This is a genomic window from Variovorax sp. 160MFSha2.1 (genome assembly GCF_048305075.1).
GTDB classification, from domain to species: Bacteria; Pseudomonadota; Gammaproteobacteria; order Burkholderiales; family Burkholderiaceae_C; genus Variovorax; species Variovorax guangxiensis.
On the sequence record NZ_CP157624.1, the window covers coordinates 4,328,954 to 4,345,382 of the forward strand.

Here is a 16,429-nt window from a genome sequence, read left to right on the forward strand (position 1 = left end):
CCCCCAAATCGCACCAGGCGGCTCAAAAACAACTCAAGTAATATCACTTGAACAAGCTTTCAAAATAAGGTGTTGTCGTACCTCCTTTTCTTGGAGTCAACAAAAGTCCAGAGTTGTTGAAAACCTTGACTTCAATGTTCGGATATTTTTCCAAAAACTGCTTAACAACACTTAAACAACTATCACACGCGGGCCTTTCAGTTACAATTGTCACGGAGCCTTTTATTCTAGTATTTTCACCCAGTCTATCGGCAATAAAATCGAGTATTTTATATTCAGAATCTTGCGCTCGATTAACACCGCCTATGGTAGTTGCTTGAAAATTTCCACTCCCCTCTCCGATTAATCCATTCCTAGGAAAATCAATTCTTGACGAGGATACCAATCTTGAAGGAAGGCCATCAATTTCAATTGCTGCCGCTGCAACATTTCCTTCGCGCCTGGCGGCTCCCGTCAATCCAATTCGTGCTTCTTTAATAGCTTGAGTTAATACAGTTCTCTCTAGAAGCTCCGCGGTGGGCGCACCCATGGGAAATCTCGGATTTCCCAGCAAAATCGCAATTACCGCCTTATCCTTCTGTGCAGTTGACTGGGCAAGCCCTCTAAACACTTCATCCTTGCTGATTCCTGCTTTCAGCAAATCGATTTGCCGATCTATTAAATCCAAGCTACCCGGATCATCTTGATATAAATTTCTCGCCTGCAGCAATCCACTAATTGCCCCATCGATGGCTTCGAATTTTGATCCGCAATTTCTTCCACAGGGGACATCGATGTAGTCGTATGCCTTACTGATGAGCTTACTGGCAGCCTCGGCCGGCGTTTTCATCCCCCAGCGTGCTTGCTGTTCTGGCGTATATGATCCATCAGAATTTCCCCCTAAAAATGGATTATTCCTCTCTGCAGCAGTGGCATTAAAAATGTTGGCAGGCGAATTTTCCGAGATAAATTGCTTCGCAAATGGATCACTTTGTCCAGTGTTTTGGGCATGAGTGTCAGTGATCGCATAACCGGCTGAAAGAAGCCGTTGATACGCGTCCTCAGTCGAAATATTTGTGCCCGTCTTGTCAGCAAGCCAGTCGCGATAGGCGGCAGCATTTTTCTTTGCCCAAGCCCGTTCGCTGGGATGCAGCTGCCGATTATTGATATCGACGCTATAGGCGCTCGCAGCTCCCGAGGGGCCACCCGCAATGCCGCCAATAGCGGCGGCAGTGATTGCCCCCATCGCTTGGGCCACAGGTGTCGGCAAGCCCATCGAGTCAATGGCCTCACCGATCCGGGGCATCAACTGCGCACTGATGCCCGCCCCCAGCGCCCCTCCAACGCTACCACCCAAGGCACCTGCCGCGGTATGCAACGCAACCCGGTACTCTCCGCCTTCTGCCCACTTGGCGGCCTCGGCAGCATCGGAATTTTTCAGTTCGTTGTATTTCTTATCCGCGTAGGTTCCAATTTCTCTCGCTGCACTCTGAGAGAACTGCTGCGTGAGCTGCGCTTGCGCCTGTACGTTCTTGACGATGTTCTGGGTGTTCCAGTCCTTGACCAAAGTGCCTGCGCTGCTGTTGTCGCCAGTGCGCACGCTTTGGTCCCCCGCGACGCCAGAGATACCGGATTTCGTGACACTGGTCTGGCTGCTGCTGTAGCTCCCGGCACCCGCGCTCCCAGTAGGTGTGGTGTTACTGGCCGCAGCGACCTGACTCTCGCTCATGTTGCGGTCCATGCGCATGGCCGCTTGTTGATCGATCGCGCCACCGGCCATGAACCCTACGCTGCCGCTCACGCTGTAGCTGCTGCCGCTGGACTGGCTCACATTCTGCAAGTCGCTCATCGTGAGCGAGCCGCCCGTGCTGAAGCTGTTCTTCTTGTTGTCGATGGCCGCCTGCGTGCTCTCGATGACCGCGCCCTTCAGGTCCGTATTGCCCTTGACCTTCACATCGAAGCCCTCGTCACCAGCCTTGATGCCCGATTGCACCTTGGGACTCACGAAGACGCCATCGGCCTTGGCCCCAGCCGCGCTGCCTCCCACGGTGGAGATACCCCCACAGATCGGCGGAATGCACAGGCTCACATTCAAGCCGGAACTGCTCTGACGAGACTGGCCCACGCTCACGTCCTGCAACGTCTCGATGTTCAGGTTGCCGCCTACATCGGCCACGACGCGATTGGCCTCGATGACGCCGCCGCGCATGTTCAGATCGCCCCCGCTGATGACGTTCACGGTCTTGCCGCCGCTGACCTTGGCGGCGTTGTAGCTGACGTCGTTCTGGTTGTTCCTGCCCTTGCCGCTGTTCACGCCCAACTGAATGCTGAATCCGTTTTGCGCACCAGCCCCGAAGGTCACGCCGACGTTGGCGCCACGGCTGGAGTTCTGACCCGCTGTCATGGTCTCGTTCTTGCTGGCCTCCAATGTCACATCGTTGTCGGCCGCCAGATTGGCCGTGTTGCCCGCAGCGATGGTGGAGCCTGTGACACGGATGTTGGAAACCTTGCCCGCACCGGTCGATACGATGTTGACGTTGTTCGCCCCCACGATGCCTGAACCCACGGCCTCGCTGCTGTTCGTGAAACTCGCGCTTTGGCTGCTGTTGCGGCTAACGTTCACGCTCACGCCATAACTCAATTGCCCGCCACTGGCCAACGCGCTGACGTTGTCATAGGCCTGCTTGCCGCTCATAGCCAGGTTGATGACACCCAGAGTCTGCATGCGCCCATCGCCGCCGACATCACCCATGGCCTTGATCGTGCTGGAGCCGCCCTTGAAGGTGTCGGTGCCCACCCCCATGAAGTTCGCGCTACCACCCACGATGGTGCTGGAACTCTTGTCCAGCGTAACGGACTGCGTGGTGTTGTACGCCTCGTTGATGACGACGTTCTTGGCGAGAATGTTGACGTCGCCACCCGCCAGCGGCCCGGCCTGTCCTGCCGCCAATACGCTGCTGGCAGTCTGACGGTACTCATTGCCCGCCACCAGCGTCACATTCCCTTGCAGGCTGGCCACCTGGCTGGCCTGTTGTGTCGTGCTGGTGGTCGCATTCGCCTGCGAGCCCTTGACGTTGCCGATGGCCGGGTTGTACCACTGGCCGATCATCCCGGACTTGCTGCTGGCGTCGTAACTGCTCTCGACACGGGTGTTCTGCGCGCTCTCGATGGTCAGATTGCGCCCAGCCATCAGGGTGATGTTGTTGTCCGCAACGACCGTGGCGCCTTGCAGGGTGGTGTCTCGTCCGCTCACGGCCTGCAGGCTGCCGGCCGAAATGCTGGTGCCGACGGCCCGGTTCTCAATGCTGGCGCTGGCGCTGTTGCTGGACTTCTTGTTGCCCGCAATGGCAACGGCTGTGACGTCGCCAGCGAAGGTCGCGCCGGCGAGCGCCTGCCCCAGGACAGTGCCGCTGCTGCGGCTCTGCGCCGCATGCAGCTCCTGGGTGGTCCGGTTGGCGGTCGTGAGGTTGATGTCACGCCCCGCCGACAGGCTCATCGCCTCGTCGGAGCGAAGCTGCGCAGCCTGGAGGTTGACGTCGTTACCCGCTACCAGCGCCACGCTCTTGCCGCTCAGACTGCTGGAAAGAACATCTGTCGTGGTGGTGCTGTCGAAGGTGCTGGAGCTGCTTTTCTTGAGCAGGCTCTTGGAAGACCTCTGGGTCGCTGCCGAAACGTTGGTCGTGGCCTGGCCTGCAGTGACATTGATGTCGTTCTTGGCAGTGGCCACCAAGGCGCCATCCACGCTGGCGACCGCCCCCGCGCGGATGTTCAGATTATTGCCGGCCGCAAGCCGCACGTTGTCCTGCCCCTGGATGACCGAGCCTACTTCTCGGCGTTCGGACGAGATGCCTGCACCGTTCTTGCTTGCGAACGAGATGGTGTATCCCTCGGTCACGGTGCCTAGGTTGATGTTGCGACCGGCGCCTACCGACGCGCTGCCGGCACTGACCAGAGCAGCCGCAACGAGGTTCGCATCACGGCCGGCAGAGGCAATCAGTGTGCCGCCCGGGTTGGTCACGTAGACACCGGCCACGCGGTCGATGAGGGTATTGCTGCTGCCGTTGCCAATGCCACTGCCGGTGCTTGCGCTTTGCGTCGTCGACTGAATGTTGATGTCGCGACCGGCTGTCAGGACCGCAGTATCGCGGGCAGTAATGCTGCCGCCGATGTTGTTCAGGTCATTGTGGGCGTTGATGCCGATGGCGCCCCCGGCAATGCGACCGCCCAGGTTGTTGACGTTTTCGGCATCGATCTTGACCAAAGTGCGTCCCGCGATGGTGCCGGTATTGACGACATCACCCGAACTCTTGATCTTGACGGCATCCGCACTCAGCAGCGCACCCGAGCCGTCGATGTCACCAGGACGAACGCGCACGTACACCTGCGGCACCAGCACGCGCTGCGAGCTGCCGTCGGGCAAAGTCACCTTCTGCTCGACCAGCCAGACGATGTCGCTCGTCAGTTGGGCCATCTGCGCCGACGTGAGGGCAATGCCGGGACGCAGGCCATACTGCTTGGCGACGGTCGCGCCAGCGCTCATCAACGCGGTGTACTGGTCGTCGTCGTTGTTGAACCCCTCCAAGTAGCGATAGCCCGTGAGCTTGGCCACCTGCTCGCGGATGAGCTTCTGCTCGTAGAAGCCATCCCCCAGGCGCTTGAGGGTATTGCTTGGGTCGAGCCCGAGGCTGTTCAGCAGATAGTCACTGCTGAGCCAGTTGCGGTAGTTGGCGAAGCGTGGATCCGTCTCGATCAGGTAGCTGCCACCCGTGCGAACGTTGAAGAGGCTTGCATTGGGAATGCGCGTGTTTGGAGTGCTGGTGCGCACGACCACGGGAACGGTCTGGCTCGCGTCCGTACTTCCGGGCCCGTTGGCACCTCCAGTTGCACCGGCCGTGTTGCCCGAGGTATTGACGACCGCCCCGACATTGGCCGGCACTTGCACGATGACATCAGGACGGTTGCCGCCGTTTACGCCTCCTGCACTGCCTGCACTTCCCGTCGTGCCACCGACCGGCGCCGCGCCCGCGTCGTAGCCATTGGTGGCGTTGATGTGCTCCTGGTACTTGAACGCGCCGAGATTGATCGACTTGGGCGCTATGACGAGCGGGATGTTCGGTGGTCCCTGCGCCTGTCCTTTGTTGTCGACCACATTGGCAAAGCCGATGACCGAGACTTGGCCGGTCATCTGCTCGGGCACGTAGTCCGACGGCGTGATGGTCCCACCGGCGAGCACCTGACTGTCCTGGTTGTGCAGACGGCCGTTGATGTTCATGTCGCCGCCTGCGACGAGACGGGCAGGGTCGACGTTGATGGCCGTGTCTTCGGTGGTGGTGATCTGGTTGGTCCAATAGGCGAAGCCGCCCATCCCCACGAGTTCGCCTGTCTTTGCGAGAAAGACAAGGCCGTTGACGTAGTCGAGCGTGACTTCTTCCGGCAGGTACATGGTGGTCCTGCCAACGCCGCTGCCCATGGGGGTTATCGGCGCAATGCCGAACGCAGTGGTGGGCGTCACCGTGGGGGCACCCTTCTGGATGTGCACATCCCGGTTGTTGACCTGCGCCATGGAGATTGACAGACCGCCCAGCGACTCGATGTCGGCGCTTAGGTTGTCTAGTGCGCCGCCTTGACCGGTGGCCTTGCGATTGGCATCAAGTGCCCCACCGATGCTCATGGCATTCGCCTCCGTACCGCCACTGAAGATCAGCGCGTGCTCGCGGTTGGTGATGGTGGTGGCACCGATGTTCAGGGTATTGCGGGCTGCAATGGTCCCGGCCTTGGCCTGGGTCGCACCGGCGGCCGTCTCGGAATCGTTCTCCAGCGTGACGGCGGCGATTGAGACATCGTTGCCATAGATGCGGCCAGTACCGATGTTCTTCAGGGTGTCCGCATTGATCTGCGTCTGGCCCTTGCTGTCGATCAGACCGCGGTTGGTCAAGGTGCCACTGGCGTTAACGGTGGTGTTCCTCCCCGACATTTCTGCATTGGCGGTGTTCTCGACGTTGTTGCCGCCCACCGTGAGCGTCTGGCCCGCCAGCAGCTTGCCGTTGTTCGTGAAGTTGCCGGTGGTGGTGTAGCTCAGATTGCCGTTTGCAGCGACCTCGCCGTTGTTGACGATGTCCTGGGTGAGCGCGATGCTCAGGTCCTTGCCCGAGACAGCCTTGCCATCGCCGTTGAACCTGGCGGCATCGAGCTTGAGGCTTTTGTCGGCCACCAGGGTGCCGCTGGTGTTGACGACATTGAGTGTCTTGGCGCCGGGATTGGCACGGTTCGGATCACGGATGCTGAGTTCGTTGCCGGCTGAGATCAGGCCCTTGACGTTGGTCAGGGTGCCGCTGGCGGTGATGGTCGCATCGACATCAGCGCGGATGGCTCCCGAGGTGTTGTTCAAGTCACCGGTGCCGATGGAAACGGACTTTCCTTCGATGCCTTGATCAGTACCGGACGTATCGCTGTTGGCGATGCTGCTGGCATTGATCGTGGTCGTGGCAGCCGAGCGGATCAGGCCGCTCGCATTGGTCAGGGCTGCTGCACTGATGCTCAGGTCGCTCACGGCCACGGTCTGGCCGCTGCTGTTGTTATAGCCTTGGCCGTGGGTGTCGACGCTCAGCGTCTTCCGTGCACCGATATAACCGGCCGTGTTGTCGACTTCCCCGGTCTTCAGCACGAGTGTGTCCGCGCTGGCGATGCCGCCTTGCTTGGTGGTGTAGTCCGCCGCGTGGGTATTGGTGAGCTTTTTGCCATCGGTGTCGATGGTCATGGCGCCATCGGACTGGATCAGTCCGCTGTCGTTATTCAGGGCCCCCGACTTGATGTCGACGGTGGTGGTGGCTGAGAGCGAGCCCTTCTTGCTGTTGTCCAAGGGGTTGCCTTGCGTATCGACGGACAGGCTATTGCCGAAGACCTTGCCTCCCTGGTTGCTCAGGCCGCCATTGCTCAGCGTGGTCTTGCCGCCCGCTTGCAGGGCACCGGCATCGTTGGTGGTCTTGCCCGTGGTCTTGACACTCAGATCGCCCTTGACGGCCCCGATGGTCCCGCTGCTGTTGTCCAACGTGTCAGCTGTCACCGAGGTGCTGCCGTTGGCGGCCAGCGTGCCCCCCATGTTCGTTGCGGCCTTGTCGATTGTGGCCTTCAGATCGCCAACGGCCGTCACGCTGCCGGTATCGTTGTTCAGGCTGTCGGCGGCGAGGTTGACGTTGCTGCCCGCGCCGATTGTGCCCTTCTTGCTGTTGTCCAGGGCTGCGTTGACTTTGAGGTCGAGATTGGCGCTACCGGCTGCTTGGATCGAGCCGCCCTGGTTTGTGAGGCTGCCGGCCGCAATGTTCATGTCGCCATTGCTGGCAAGGATTCCGGCGCTGTTGTCGATGGCGCCGATCACGGTGATGCGGGTGGCCTCAGTACCGGTCTGGATGATCTTGCCGCCGCGATTGCTCAGGGAGCCCGCATTGATGACGATGGACTTGGCGCTGGTCTGAGCCTTGTCGCCATCCTGATTGAAGGCGTCCGACAGTGCGATCACCAGCGCGTTGTTCGTGGTGACCTGGCCGTTGGCACCGTTGTAGCTGCCGCCCGATATCTTCAAGGTGCCTGTGCCGGCATGCTCGATCTTGCCATTTGCGTTGCTGATGCTCGCGCCGCTCAGGCTCAGGTCCTGTCCGTTGCTGGCGATGCGAGCGCCATCATTGTTCAGCGAGCCGGCCACGGCGATGGTGGTAGCGCCCGTGCCGGTCTGCACGATCTCGCCGCCGTCCGTGTTGGCGAGATTCGAGACCTTGATCTGCAACTGACCGGCATTGAGTTGCCCGGCATCGTTGACGAGGGTTTGCGCGGCATTGCTGTTGGCGGTGATCGCCAGCGTACCGGGGGTGGCTAGCGTCGCCTTGCTGCCGGTGGCGACATTGCCCTGTGTGGCCGTGATCGCGATGTTTGCGGCGCTGGTCTGGCTCGTCGAGAGGTCAACGCTCTTACCTTGCAGCGTTGCGTTGCCGGCCGCGAGATTGGTGCCGTTGGCGATCAGCGCGCCCGAGGAGGTCACGCTCAGATCGCCCGCGCTCCCGAGCTTGCCGTCGCTCTGGATGCCTGCGCCCAGCACCCCCGAACTGCCGCTCTGCACACTGCCGGCCGAGATCGTGGTGTTGCGCCCCGCCGTGATGCTGCCGTCGTTGGTCAGCGCACCGCCGACTGCAATGGTGGCATCGTTGCCACCACGCAGACTGCCGCCACTGGCGAGCGAGCCGACCTGGACGCCCAGATCGGTGGCCGCGTTGATGCTGCCGCCGCTCCCATTGGTCAGCACATTGGTCACGCCGAGTTGCACACTGGCCTGTGCGGACTGGACGCTGCCTTGGGTATTTTGGAGCGAGTCGGTCTTCAGGGTCAGCGCCTGGTTGGAAGCCAGGGTGCCGCTGTTGTTGATGGTGGCTCCAGCCACGTTTGCGGTCAGAGCACCCGTGGCCGAGATAGCACCGCGTGTGTTGTCGGCATTGCCGCCAACCGTCAGGTTGACATCAGAAGCGCTCGTGAGCGTGCCGTCAGCGTTGAGCAGATCGCCGGCAGTGGTAATGCTCACACTGCCCGCATTGAGCTTGCCGCCCGTGTTGTCGAACATACCGACGTTCGCTCCGAAGCTCTGGCTGACATTGAGCGTACCGCCCGCATTGCTGAAACTCGGCCCCGCGACAGCCATCGTCGCGACATTGAGCGAACCACCCGCATTGTTGACCTGCAGCGTATTGAGCGTGATAGGACCGCCCGCGTAGATCTTGCCGCCATCGTTGGAGATGGTGCCACCGGCAGCGATGAGGCCTGGTGCGGGAGGCGTGTAGGTCGCCGGTGTGGAGCCACCGCCGGCGCTGGCGCCGCCTGCGTCCGTTGTCGATGGTGTGGCCGAGCCTCCACCAGTGCTCGGCATCGAGGTCCCTGGAGTTGCTGTTCCCCCACCGCTTGCACCGCCACTCACAGGCTCGGCACCAATCACCCCGCCATTGGTATTGCTCAGGACCGGCGAGGCAATCGTCAGGCCCGCCGAACTGCTCTGGCGGATCGTGCCGCCCCGGTTGGAGATATCGCCAGGCGTAGTCAGCGCAACGCGCTGGCCTTCCAGCGTGCCGATGTTCTCCAGGCGTCCCGCTGCCGTGACGACAAGCCCTCCGGCACCGGCTCCGATGTTGCCCGCGTTGCGCACGCCCAGGCCGGCTTCGCTTCCGATCAGGACGATCTTGTTTGCGTACATGCCGCCCAAGGCAGCGACGTCGAGCGCAAAGGTCGGCGCAGTGCCAGTACCTGTCGTGGGCGTGATCTGGCTATGGTCGGCGCTTATCTGATTCGCACCGGTCACCACCTTGAGTTCGCTGGCCCAGATGCTCGCGTTGGCCTGCACAGCACGCGCAAGGATGGCCGCGTAGTCGGTCTTGCTGGCATCGAGGCCCGCGCCGTCGATGGTGATGGTTCCGCCGCGAACCAGGAAACTGTCGAGACCGCCGACGGCGTTGAACTGCGGCGTGCCGGTGGTGAGCGTGGCGCGGCTGGCGTTGATGAAGCCACCACCGTCGACGCTGATGCCCGCCGGGTTCGCAATGATCACCTCCGCGCGCTGGCCGCCCACTTCGATGTAGCCGCGAAGCTGGCTGGGCGTTCCGCCGTTGACCTCGTTGAGGATGATGCGCGCCGGGCCCGTGGCCAGATTGGGATTGCCCTGAACGAACCCACCCAGTTGGGTCTGCACGTTCACCCGGCTGTTGTTCAGGATGGCGCCGTTCGAACCGACGCTGAACTGGTTGTAGACGTTGCGCGAGACGCCCGCGGCGGAAGGCGTCTGGATGTTGACCAGCGGCACGCCATTGGGTGCCATCAGTACGGTTGGGCGAAGGTTGCCGGGCACGTTGGGGGCACCGACGATCTGGCCGTGTGCTGCCCCTGCGATCAGTGCACCCGCGAGGGCTGCAGCACCTGCGGCGGTCGTCGCCCTGCTGGCGCCCTTTCCAGTGCTGGCGGCCGTTTCCTGGACGACCATGCGCATCCCTCTGGCCGCGTTGAAGACCACGCGGTGCAAGTGCCGATTCATTGTTCTGACGCTCCCTGATAGTTGTCACGTCGCATTCAAATCTGTGACGAAATGAAAGCTACAGGGGCGCGATTATGAAAGAGCGACGCTTACGTTCAAGGAATTAATACATGCTTTTCAACGACTTAGGTGGACCTTACCGGAAGTATTAATTCCTATGCATTAAATATTGTTGATATCTCACAACGTCAACAATTGTCAAAAATTGATGCGAAACGGGCAAAGCATCGCCTGTGCCAGAAGGGCGATGCTTACTCATCTCGCTAGAAGATCAATGCGCCGGAACCAGAAAATCCTGGCTGATCCGCACCCCCAGCTCATTCACCCGATCGAGGAATTGCGTGAGATATGCATGCAGCCCCGTCGCCAGAATTTCGTCGACGCGCGCATATTGCAGATCGGCCAGGAGCTTCCCGGCACGGCGCTGCGTTTCGGCGCTCTGCTCGTTCTGAACCTTCGCCAGGTTGTTGACCACCTCGACCAGGCTCGCATGCAGCGAGCGCGGCATGTCGGCCCGGAGAATGAGCAGTTCGGCCACGCGCTCGGGCTTGATCACGTCGCGGTAAACCTTGCGGTAGACCTCGAAGGCCGAGACGCTGCGCAGGATGGCGCTCCAGTGATAGAAGTCGTATTCCTGGTCTTCCTCGGTGGCGGCGCCGAAGAACTCGCTGTTGAGCGCGTGGAACTTCACGTCGACCAGGCGCGCGGTGTTGTCGGCTCGTTCCAGGAAGGTGCCCAGGCGCGAGAAGTAGAAGGCCTCGTCCTGCAGCATGGTGCCCAGGGTGACGCCGCGCGACAGGTGCGAGCGGAACTTGACCCACTCGAAGAACTGGCCGGGGTCGCGCTCGAAGTCGCCCGAGCGCAGCATGCGGTTGACTTCGAGCCAGGTGGTGTTCTGCGTTTCCCAGGCTTCGGTGGTGAGGGCGCCGCGAACGGCGCGTGCGTTCTCGCGGGCGGCCTTGAGGCAGGAGACGATGGACGAGGCGTTGCTCTCGTCCTTGACCATGAACTCCATCACCTCCTTGGGCGCGATCTGGTCGTACTTCTGGTTGTACCAAGGCAAGAGCTCGCTGATGGAGAGCACGCCCTGCCAGCCGTACTTGGCGACTTCGGCGGACTGCGGCAGGAGCGAGGTCTGGTAGTTGACGTCCAGCATGCGCGCCGTGTTCTCGGCGCGCTCGGTGTAGCGGGACATCCAATAGAGGTGGTCTGCGGTGCGGGACAGCATCGTTCGTGCTCCTACTGCGATTGGCTTTGCGACTGTGCGGGAGCCTTGGACTTGGGCACACGGTCGGCTTCGAGAATCCAGGTGTCCTTGGTGCCGCCGCCCTGCGACGAATTCACCACCAGCGAGCCTTCCTTGAGCGCCACGCGCGTGAGGCCGCCGGGCACCATCTGCACTTCGCTGCCCGAGAGCACGAAGGGGCGCAGGTCGATGTGGCGCGGCGCGATGCCGGCGTCGACGAAGGTGGGCGAAGTCGACAGGCTCAGCGTGGGCTGGGCGATGTAGCCGTCGGGCTTGGCGATCACGGCCTTCTTGAAGTCCTCGATCTCGGCCTGCGTGGCAGCCGGGCCGATCAGCATGCCGTAGCCGCCGGCGCCGTGCACTTCCTTGACGACAAGGTCCTTCATGTTGTCGAGCGTGTACTGCAGCTCGTCCTTGTTGCGGCACATGTAGGTGGGCACGTTCTTCAGGATCGGCTTCTCGCCGAGGTAGAACTCCACCATCTTCGGCACGTAGGGGTAGATCGACTTGTCGTCGGCCACGCCGGTGCCCACCGCATTGCAGATGACGACGTTGCCTTCGCGGTAGGCGCGCATCAGGCCCGAGCAGCCCAGCGTCGAGGTCGGACGGAACACCTCGGGGTCGAGGAAGTCGTCGTCCACGCGGCGGTAGATGACGTCCACGCGCCTCGGCCCGCGCGTGGTGCGCATGTAGACGAAGTTGTCCTTCACGAACAGGTCCTGCCCCTCGACCAGCTCCACGCCCATCTGCTGCGCGAGGAAGGCGTGCTCGAAGTAGGCGCTGTTGTACATGCCGGGCGTGAGCACCACCACCGTGGGCTCGGCCGTGGCCGGCGGCGCGCTGGCGCGAAGCGTTTCCAGCAGCAGGTCGGGGTAGTGCGCGACCGGCGCGATGCGGTTCTGGTTGAAGAGCTCTGGAAAGAGCCGCATCATCATCTTGCGGTTCTCGAGCATGTAGCTCACGCCGCTGGGCACGCGCAGGTTGTCTTCGAGCACGTAGTACTCGCCGTTGCCCTGTGCGTCGGGGGCCCGCACGATGTCGATGCCCGAGATGTTCGAGTAGACGTTGTGCGGCACGTTCACGCCCATCATCTCGGGGCGGAACTGGGCGTTGTTCAGGATCTGCTCGGCCGGGATGATGCCGGCCTTGATGATTTCCTGGTCGTGATAGACGTCATGCAGGAATCGGTTGAGCGCCGTCACGCGCTGCACCAGCCCTTTTTCCATGCTGTCCCACTCGTGGGCGGGAATGATGCGAGGCAGCAGGTCGAACGGTATGAGCCGCTCGGTGCCGGAGCCGTCCTCGTCCTTTGCGCCATACACCGCGAAGGTGATGCCGACCCGGCGGAAGATCATTTCCGCCTCTTCGCGTCGCGAACGCATCACCTCACCGGGTTGCTTCGCGAGCCATTGGTCGTAGCGCTTGTAATGCTGTCGGATCGCAGCTCCAGCATAGGGAAGCTGCTCGTACATCTCGTCAAATTTGTGCATGGAACGACCAATCTCCTTGAGTTAGTAGCTTAGCAAGTTCAGGGCCAGTAGAACCCCTGATGCCAAGGCCGGAGACGGGTCGGATGATCTTTCCGCGCTCAGGTCGGGGGGCCCTCCCCGGTCGTTTCCGGCTTCTTGCGGGGCGAGAGAAATTCCTTGATGCGCTCCCCGCTCTCGTCGCTGTAGAGGCTGGCCAGAAAGGACTCGCGCTCGGCCTCCAGCTGCTCGCGGCGACTGCGTCCGCGCGCCGCATAAACCAGCTGCTTGATGCGCGCCTGCACTTCGAACGGTCCGCGCGCGAGTTGCTGCGCCCAGGCGAGCGCGGCGGCGCCGGCTTCGCCGTGCGGCACCACCTTGTTGACCACGCCCAGCTCATGCAGCCGCTTCGCGGTGCAGGGCGTGCCGTCGAGCAGCATTTCGAGTGCGGCTTGCGGCGGCAGCGAACGGGCCAGCGAATCGGTGCCGCCGCCGTCGGGCGAGAGGCCGACGTTGATGTACGACATCGCGAACTTCGCGTCTTCGGCGGCCACGATCAGGTCGCAGGCCAGGCAAAGCGAGAAGCCGCCGCCCATCGCGGCGCCCTCGACCGCGGCGATGACGGGCTGCGGTGCCTCCTCGATCGCCATGAGCCATTCGTGCAGCGCGTCGATGTGGCCTTGCTGCTCGGCGGGCGGCAGCTTGCGCTGCCGGGCGAGGCGCCGCAGGTCGCCGCCGCCGCTGAAGTGATCGCCCTCCCCGCGCAGCACGATGGCGCGCACCGTGCGAAATCCGGCGGTGGTGCGTATCGCCTTGGCGGCCGTCCGGTAGACCGAGGGATTGATCGCGTTGCGCGCCTCGGGATTGCTCAGCGTGAGGACGAGCACCGGACCCTCGCGATGCATCTTGAGACGCGCGCCGGAGCCGCCGGCGAGGCTCGCGCTGGTGATGGCCGGAACGCCGGTCGTCATGAGGCGCGCCCGGAAGACGGGCCCCAACGAGAGATCCGACGGTTGTGCTTGTCCATGTTGCCCCCTTGTTCTGAGTTGTAGCGAAACGATACAACGCATGGAACGCGATCGGGGACCCCTTTACAAGAGGTCTTTCAGGCTACTTTTGACAATTAGTTCACGATTTCAGGGCTCCGGACGGCCAACCTCCTCCGGCTCCCGGTGCTGCCAGTAACGCGCCCGACGCTCGCGCTCGCAGCCCGCCTCGGCAGGCCTCGCGCTGCTCCAATGCGCGGCGCCGCAGCGGGTGTTCTCGATCAGCCGCACATCTCGTTCGCGGTACCGCGCCACCACCTCCCGCGCCGGATGGCCGAAGCGGTTGCGATACCCCGCCTGGACGAACGCGATGCGCGGCTGCACTGCATCGAGGAACGCCGCGCCCGACGAAGTCTTGCTCCCGTGATGCGGCGCCAGCAGCACGTCCGCACGCAACAGCTGCGGCGTGCGAATGAGCAGCGCCGTTTCCTGCAGCCGCTCGATGTCGCCCGCCAGCAAGGCCGACGCGCGTCCGTTGTCGATGCGCAGCACGCACGAAACCGCATTGGGCTTGCCGAAGCTGCGGTAGTCGCTCTCGAAGGGATGCAGCACCTCGAAGCGCACGCCGTCCCAGCTCCACGACTGCCCCGCCTCGCAGCGCTTCGCCATGCGCATCGCCTGCAGCGGGTGCGTGGCCTCGATGGAACTCAGCAGCGCGGCCCCGGGCTGCATCGCGAGCACCGCGGGCGCGCCGCCGATGTGGTCGGCATCGCGATGGCTCACCACCAGCGTGTCGAGCCGCTCTCCGTACGCGCGCAGCAGCGGCACCAGCACGCGATGGCCCGCGTCGCTTTCGAGGCTGTAGCGCGGGCCGGCGTCGTAGAGCAGGCTGTGCGTGGCGGTGCGCACGAGCACCGCGTTGCCCTGGCCGATGTCGGCGGCGAGCAGTTCGAACTCGCCCACCGCGGGCCGCGGTGCCTGCCACAGCAGCACCGGCAGGAGCAGGGGAACGCCGAGGCTGCGCAGCGACCATGGCAGCCGCATTGCCAGCAGCACGCCGCCGCCCACGCCGCAGGCGGCCATCCACAGCGGAGGGGCCGCCATCGACAGCGTGGCATGCGGCAGGCCGGCCAGCCATTGCAGCAGGAGCGCCAGCGCATGCACGGCCCAGGCGGCCACGTCCCACAAGGGCGGCAGCGCCACGCCGAGCATCGCCAGCGGCGTGATCACGAGCGTGACCCACGGAATCGCCACCGCGTTGGCGAGCAGCCCGATCAGCGACACCTGCTGGAACAGGAGCAAGCTCAGCGGCGTGATCGCCAGCGTGATGGTCCACTGCTCGCGGAAGAAGCGCAGCAGGCGAGCAGCCGCGCTGGCCTGCTGCTCGCCCGGCATTCCGGCGTCCGTCGCGAAGAGCACGCCCACCGCGACGAAGCTCAGCCAGAAGCCCGCCTGCATCAGCGCCCAAGGATCGAGCGCGACCACGACGGCCGCGGCCAGCAGCCACACGTTCGGCCAGGGCCAGCGCCGCCCGGTCAGGCGCAGCAGCGCGACCGTCGCGAGCATCCAGACGGTGCGCTGCGACGGCACGCCCCAGCCGCTGAAGAGCGCATAGAGCGCGGCCAGCAGCACGCCCCCGACCAGCGCCGCCTGCTGGGCGGGCAGGCGCAGCATCAGCCGGGCGCTGCGGCGCCAGAGCAGGCCGACCACGTGCGCGGCGAGCCAGGCGAACATCGTGACGTGCAGGCCCGAGATCGACATCAGGTGCGCCACGCCCGTGGCACGGAACACATCCCAGCCCGCGCGGTCGATGGCGTTCTGGTCGCCGGTGACCAGGGCCGCGATCACGCCTGCGCGGGCGCGGTCGGGCACGCGCTCGAAGATGGCGTCGCGCACCGCTTCACGGGCACGCTCGATGGGATGCAGCCAGGTGGGCCCGAGCAGCACGGGCGCCGCGTCGCGCGCGCCGGCTCGTACATGGCCGCTGGCGTGCAGGCCCTGCTCCCACATCCGGAGTTCGCTGTCGAAGCCGTGCGGGTTGCGGTTGCCATGCGGCGCTTTCAGGCGCACCGTCAGGCTCCAGCGTTCGCCGGCATGCGGGGAAGCGGCAACGGTGCTGGCTGGCGAGGTACGCCCCCAGGGGCTGGAGCCGTCCGCATACCAGCCGAGAGCGATGCGATCGGGTACGGCCGGCCGGCCCCGCGTGTCGGCGTCTGTCCATTGCGCGGATTCGACATCCACCACGAAGCGCGTGCCGGCCTCGTTGCGCTGGGGCATCTCCGACACGACGCCCGTGACGCGCAGGTCGCGGCCTTCGAGCGACGGGTCGAGTGCGCCCTTCGCATAGGCCACCGCACGCCATCCGGCGAGCCCCGCGCCGGCCATCGCTCCACATGCCAGGGCGACCAACAGCAGCGCGCTCCCCGGCACTCGGCGACACCACATTCCGGCCGTGCCTATACATAGCAAACCGGCATAGACCCATGCCGGCCACAGCATCGGCTGCTGCAGCTGCAAGGCCGCTCCCAGCAGCGAACCACCCAGCGCCGCGAACCCGCCAACGCCGCCCACAGCCTGGCCTGACGCGCGAAACCGCGTCATCGGACAACTCCCGAATCCATGATGCAAACCCTCCCCGAATCACGCTCAGTGGCGCGTTAATTGCTTTGGCATCTCGGCTAGTATGCGTCTC

General features: G+C 63.4%; 5 protein-coding genes. All 5 read right to left on the reverse strand.

Features of this window, described 5'->3' with window-relative positions; translation table 11 throughout:
• Positions 1 to 43: 43 nt before the first annotated feature.
• The 5 genes from ABL838_RS19675 to ABL838_RS19695 all read right to left on the reverse strand — a co-directional run bounded on the left by ABL838_RS19675 (position 44) and on the right by ABL838_RS19695 (position 16,338).
• Positions 44 to 10,039 (reverse strand): hemagglutinin repeat-containing protein, encoded by a 9,996-nt coding sequence (locus ABL838_RS19675; protein WP_418121565.1) that lies wholly within the window; start codon positions 10,037 to 10,039, stop codon positions 44 to 46.
• A gap of 271 nt (positions 10,040 to 10,310) precedes the next feature.
• The gene (locus ABL838_RS19680; RefSeq protein ID WP_019656032.1) at positions 10,311 to 11,267 is read right to left on the reverse strand and encodes an alpha-E domain-containing protein; all 957 of its coding nucleotides are present in this window, start codon (positions 11,265 to 11,267) and stop codon (positions 10,311 to 10,313) included.
• Between the two features lie 11 nt (positions 11,268 to 11,278).
• A complete protein-coding gene (locus ABL838_RS19685) occupies positions 11,279 to 12,775 on the reverse strand; it encodes a circularly permuted type 2 ATP-grasp protein (RefSeq protein ID WP_126021780.1) in 1,497 nt (498 codons plus the stop codon).
• Between the two features lie 98 nt (positions 12,776 to 12,873).
• Complete coding sequence (locus ABL838_RS19690; RefSeq protein WP_184641269.1) at positions 12,874 to 13,722, reverse strand: oxepin-CoA hydrolase, alternative type; 849 nt, start codon at positions 13,720 to 13,722, stop codon at positions 12,874 to 12,876.
• Positions 13,723 to 13,887: 165 nt separating this feature from the next.
• A complete protein-coding gene (locus tag ABL838_RS19695; protein ID WP_418121566.1) occupies positions 13,888 to 16,338 on the reverse strand; it encodes a DNA internalization-related competence protein ComEC/Rec2 in 2,451 nt (816 codons plus the stop codon).
• Positions 16,339 to 16,429: the final 91 nt, after the last annotated feature.

Bases quoted from the DNA above. Each gene is read 5' to 3' on its own strand.
- ABL838_RS19695 (WP_418121566.1), bottom strand. From the start codon at position 16,338: ATGACGCGGTTTCGCGCGTCAGGCCAGGCTGTGGGCGGCGTTGGCGGG.
- ABL838_RS19680 (WP_019656032.1), bottom strand. From the start codon at position 11,267: ATGCTGTCCCGCACCGCAGACCACCTCTATTGGATGTCCCGCTACACC.
- ABL838_RS19690 (WP_184641269.1), bottom strand. From the start codon at position 13,722: ATGACGACCGGCGTTCCGGCCATCACCAGCGCGAGCCTCGCCGGCGGC.
- ABL838_RS19685 (WP_126021780.1), bottom strand. From the start codon at position 12,775: ATGCACAAATTTGACGAGATGTACGAGCAGCTTCCCTATGCTGGAGCT.
- ABL838_RS19675 (WP_418121565.1), bottom strand. From the start codon at position 10,039: ATGAATCGGCACTTGCACCGCGTGGTCTTCAACGCGGCCAGAGGGATG.